The 4,916-nt window shown below is 70.2% G+C and carries 3 protein-coding genes; all 3 read right to left on the bottom strand.

The features are described from left to right. Window positions 1-4: 4 nt before the first annotated feature. The 3 genes from ACFV2J_RS38010 to ACFV2J_RS38000 all read right to left on the bottom strand — a co-directional run bounded on the left by ACFV2J_RS38010 (window position 5) and on the right by ACFV2J_RS38000 (window position 4,761). On the bottom strand, window positions 5-1,246 hold the full coding sequence (locus ACFV2J_RS38010) for a glycosyltransferase (RefSeq protein WP_385443027.1): 1,242 nt from the start codon (window positions 1,244-1,246) through the stop codon (window positions 5-7). Continuing rightward, window positions 1,243-4,095, bottom strand: coding sequence for a CDP-glycerol glycerophosphotransferase family protein (locus ACFV2J_RS38005; RefSeq protein WP_385096283.1), 2,853 nt, complete (start codon window positions 4,093-4,095; stop codon window positions 1,243-1,245). The genes ACFV2J_RS38010 and ACFV2J_RS38005 overlap by 4 nt, the downstream gene beginning before the upstream one ends. Window positions 4,096-4,224: 129 nt before the next feature. Next, the gene (locus tag ACFV2J_RS38000) at window positions 4,225-4,761 is read right to left on the bottom strand and encodes a GtrA family protein (protein WP_385096286.1); all 537 of its coding nucleotides are present in this window, start codon (window positions 4,759-4,761) and stop codon (window positions 4,225-4,227) included. Window positions 4,762-4,916 lie beyond the last annotated feature (155 nt).

Here is a 4,916-nt window from a genome sequence, read left to right as displayed (position 1 = left end):
TCTCTCACCCCCGCTGTCTCCTGACTTCGGGGGGCTTGCCGGCGCCCCGGGGGCTACCCGGGCCGCCCCCCGCGCCCGGGGGGCCCGGGGCCCTACAGCGCTCCAGGAACACGAACAGTTCCTCCCACCTGCGCACGATCTCGTCCGTCGAGTAGCGCTGGATGTTGACGCGGGCCGCCTCGCCCATGCGGTCGCGCAGCCGCTTGTCGGACATCAGCGTGTCGAGACGGCGGGCGAGTTCCGCGGTGTTGCCGCGGGTGGCGAGCAGACCGTCCTCGCCGTCGCGGATGATCTCGTGGACGCCGGGCGCGCAGTCGAAGGCGGCGCACGGGAGGGCCGCCGCCATGGCCTCCATGACGGCGAGCGGGAAGCCCTCGCCCCGCGAGGACAGGACGAAGACGGAGCCGCCCCGCAGCGCGCCCGGCACGTCCGCGGTCGCCCCCATCCACTCCACCGAGCCGTCGAGGCCGAGGGACGTGCACTGCTTCCTGAGGATCTCCTCGTCCTCCCCCGAGCCGTAGATCCGCAGGCACCAGTCCGGGTGGCGCGGCGCGACCTCCGCCCAGGTGTCGAGGAGCATGTCGATGCCCTTCTGGTCGGTCAGCCGGCCGACGCTGACGACGACGTTCGCGGTGCGGGGCGAGGGCACCTCGGGCATGAACGGGATCGGGTTCGGCATGAAGGACGCGTTGTCGAGGCCCTGCCGGATCCACAGGTCGGCGTCCTCACGGGTGAGCGTCAGCATCCGGTCCACGCCCCGGTAGTGCCGCCGGACCCGGCCGAAGCGCGAGGTCACCCGCGAGTAGGCGAAGGACTCGTGGCTCATGCCGATCACGGTCCGGCCGCTGGTGTCGGCCAGTTTCACCCACTCCATCGCCCACACCTGCGTGACGATCACCACCGCCCCGGGGCGCGCGGCCCGGAACAGCACGCTCAGCTTGGCGGCCTGCTCGCGCATCCCCGCCGCCCGTTCGGCACGCAGCCTGCGCTCGGCCACGTTGAGCCGTCCCCTGACGCCGCGCGCGGGGCCGACCCGCGGCGGGTGGACGTCGTACAACGTGAAGGTGGGGTACGGGAGTTCGCCGAGCTCCTGGGGGACCTCGGGATCGGTGATGCCGATGACCTTCACGCGGTGGCCGCGCTCGGTGAACAGGCGGGCCATCTGGTGCGACCAGCTGGTCACCCCGCCCAGCTCGTCGACGCTGTTGGAGACGAAGAAGATGTCCCGTCGGGGGTCCGCGGTCATGTGCGCCTCCAGTGGGCGAAGAACTGGTCGACGACGCTCTCCGCGGCGTTCCCCCGGTCGAACTCGCTGAAGTCGGTGACGAACCGCTCGCGCCGGGCCGCGTACTTCACCCTCTGGTCCTCCAGCGACCCGAGGACGGCATGGAGTTCGTCCTCGGTGCGGACCACCGGCCCGGGGGCCCGTTCGACCAGGTCGAAGTAGGTGCCGCGGTCCTCGTGCACGTACTCCTCGTAGTCGTAGGCGAAGAAGAACATCGGGCGGTCGAGGAGGGAGTAGTCGAACATCACCGACGAGTAGTCGGTGATCAGACCGTCGGCGAGGGCCAGCAGCGGGGTCACGTCGTGGTGGTCCGTGACGTCGATGACACGGCCGCGCACGGACGGCGGGAGCACCACGTGGTTGAGGTAGTGCGAGCGGACGAGGAGGACGTACCGGTCGCCGAAGGTGTCGGCGAAGCGCTCCACGTCGAAGGGCAGCTCGAACCGCTTCCGCTTGCCGCCGCGCTGCCGGAAGGTGGGCGCGTAGAGCAGCACCTCCTTGTCGGACGGAATGCCCAACTCGGCCGCCAGGAGGACCGGTTCGCGCTTGCCGCCGGACGCCTCCGCGCGCTTCCTGACCCGTACCAGCGCGTCGTTGCGCGGATAGCCCACCCGCAGCAGGGTCCGCTCCTGGAGTCTGAACGCCCGCGCGAGAGTGCGTACATCGTGTTCGGAACGGATCAGGAACCGGTCGAAGCGGTCGAGGGTGCGCTGCTGCGCGGCCTGCGCGGCGCGGGACCTGAGCTTCCACCCCGGCTCGTCGAAGCCCATGCGCTTGAGCGCGGACCCGTGCCAGGTCTGCAGATACGTGGTCCCCGGCCGTTTGGTGAGCTTCAGCGGGTAGCTCTGGTTGTCGACCCAGAACTCGGCCTGGGCGAGCGCCTTGAGGTACGGGAGCGACCAGCGGCGCACCAGTGTGGCGTCGGACGGGAAGCCGTCGGGACTGCCCGCGTACGCCCACACGGCCTCGAACTCCAGCCTCTGCCTGCGCATCTCCTCGTAGATGGCCTTGGGGCTGTCGCTGTACTGCCGGCCCAGGTGGCTCTCGAAGACGACGAGGCCCTTCCGGTGCGGGAGGCGGCTGAACACCTTGTGGTACACGCGGATCTTGGAGCGTCCCGAGGCGAGGTCCCTGCGCCGCGCCCTGGCCTTGCGGTAGCCGGACTTGGCGCGCCGTGCGGCCTTCCCGCGCATCCCGCGCCGGATCAGCTCGTCGGCCTTCTTGTCCGGGACGAGCCGGAAGGAGAGGTGTCCGCGCGCGGAGACCTCCGGCTCCATCCGGTCGGCGACCAGCCGGGTGAGGCGGGGCCGGACCGGCAGCCCGCCGGCCGGCGGTCCGGCTTCGGCGGCGGTGAGCCGGGTCGTGGTCCGGGCGCCGTCGACGTCGAGGTGGAGGCGTACGTCCCACACGGTGTCCACGACGCCGATGGGCCGCAGCCCCTTGGCGAGATCGGCCGAGGTCTCCCAGGCGATGGTCTCGCCCTCGTGTCTCACCTGGGCCACGGGGAAGCGGAAGGTCTGGAAGCGCACGCCCTTGCGGCGGGCGTAGAACTCCAGGTGGGCGGAGAGCCGGGCGCCGGGCGGGATCACCCCGAGCGGGTTGGTGACACGGCCGGCCAGCCGCACGGTGCCGGCGTGCTCCTCGTACCGGGACAGCGCGTTGCGCAGGAACATCCTCTCGACCGGCTTGGTGTGGTAGCCCAGGTCGGTGACGTCCAGGACGTGCCGCCCGAAGGCGTCGTCCTCGATGTGCTGGGCGCACCAGTACACGCGTCCGTCGCGCTCGACGAGCGGTGAGGAGATCTTGTCGCGGTTGATGAGCGTGTCCACCGCGGGCAGCAGGTTGTCCCAGTCGCTCGCGTGGAGGAGGTAGGCGCAGATCGCGTGGATCGGCTCGGCCTCGTCGAAGGCGGCGCGGTCGATCGACTCCAGGTACGCGCGGGCGATCGCGGCGAACTCCCGCCGGTAGGCCGCGTCCCGGAACGGCAGCTCACGCAGGTGCAGGACCAGATCGTGCTTGAGCCACTTGACGTCCTTGGCGAACTTCAGCTCCAGCAGGCCGTGTCGCGCGAGCAGCCGGTCCACGCGGCGGTGGATCTCCATGCGGTGCGCGAAGTTGGCGATCTCGTCACGCCGGTTGCTGATGGACCTCGCGGCCGTCACCTCCGGCCGGTCCACGATCCGCCAGTCGTAGACCCGATTGGGGATGAGGGTGATCCGGCGGGCGGCCACGTACGCCTGGGCGGAGAAGAGCAGGTCCTCGTAGTGGATGCCGACCGGGAACTTCAGGCCCTCGTCCAGCAGGAACCGTCGGCGGTAGCACTTGTTGGTCGACAGGGTGTCGAAGACCAGCAGGTCGGGCAGTTCCGAGACGGACTCCAGGGTGCGGGTGCGCTCGTACAGCCACGGGTACCACTTGACCTCCTTGCGCGTGCGCGAGTCGACGTGCACCCGTACGCACAGCCCGGAGACGAGGTCGGCGCCGGTGTTCTCGGCGGCCTCCAGCATGTTGCGGCAGGCGTTGCGCTCCAGGACGTCGTCGCTGTCGAGGAAGAGGACGTAGTCGCCGCGGGCCTGCTGGACGCCGTGGTTGCGCGGGGCTCCGCAGCCGCCGCTGTTCTCCGGCAGCCGGAAGGCGCGGATCCGGTCCGGGTGGGCGGCGGCGAGCCGCTGCGCCACGGAGTACGAGCCATCGGTGCTCCGGTCGTCCACGATGACGACCTCGACGCTCCGCAGCGTCTGGTCGAGGACGGAGCGCACGGCCGTGGGCAGCCGGTTCTCGTCGTTGTAGACGATCACGACCACGGACACGGCGGGTACGGTTCCGGTTCCGGTGGGCCCGGTCCCGGATGCGTCGGGCGCGCAGCGCTGATCCACTTTCACCCTGTTAAGGGTAGACATTTCCTATGAAACTACACAGGTGACTGCTCCATTGGCGTGTCACCCGGGCAGCTGCGGGTCCCGGGCGAGCTCCTGGTGGTCGCGTTCGACCTGCCCGAACACCCACGTCCGGTACACCAGGAAACGGAAGGCCGAGGCCAGCACGATCGACAGCGCCTTGGCCAGGTTGGAGCCGAGCGGACCGTTCAGGCCCAGACCGTGGTAGCCGACGTAGAACAGCGCGCTCTCCATGACGACACCGATGCCGCTGAAGACGAAGAACAGGAGGATCTGCCGCCGGGTGCGCGAGGCCCGGTCGCGGTAGGCGAAGAAGCGGAAGCCGAGGTAGTTGGTGCCCATGGCGACACAGCTGGCGATGACCGTGGCGGCCATCGGGGCCCACTTCAGGCCGTGCAGAAGGAGATTGAAGACCAGGAAGTTGACCGCGACACCGCTGCCGCCGACGGCCGCGAACCTGACCACTTCGAGAGCGATGCGGCGGGTCCGGGCGAAGGGCCCGCGAGGGCCGGCGGGCGAGGACGGGGCGGGCGCCGGGGCCCGGCGCCGTGCACGGGCCCACCCCTCGGAGAGATTCACGGTCACAATTGTCCCTTTTATCAGCAATAGGTAAAATCCAGTTCCGGTTTTTCCGTGAGGTTCACGAGAGAGCGGCAAGAAAGACGGGGCGCCCCCCCCGCGGGGGGGGGGGGGGGCCGCCCCCGACGAAGGTGGGGCAAGCGCCCACGACGGGG

The sequence above is a fragment of the Streptomyces sp. NPDC059668 genome, assembly GCF_042734135.1.
Taxonomy (GTDB): Bacteria; Actinomycetota; Actinomycetes; order Streptomycetales; family Streptomycetaceae; genus Streptomyces.
This window is presented reverse-complemented; position numbering and strand designations above follow the sequence as displayed.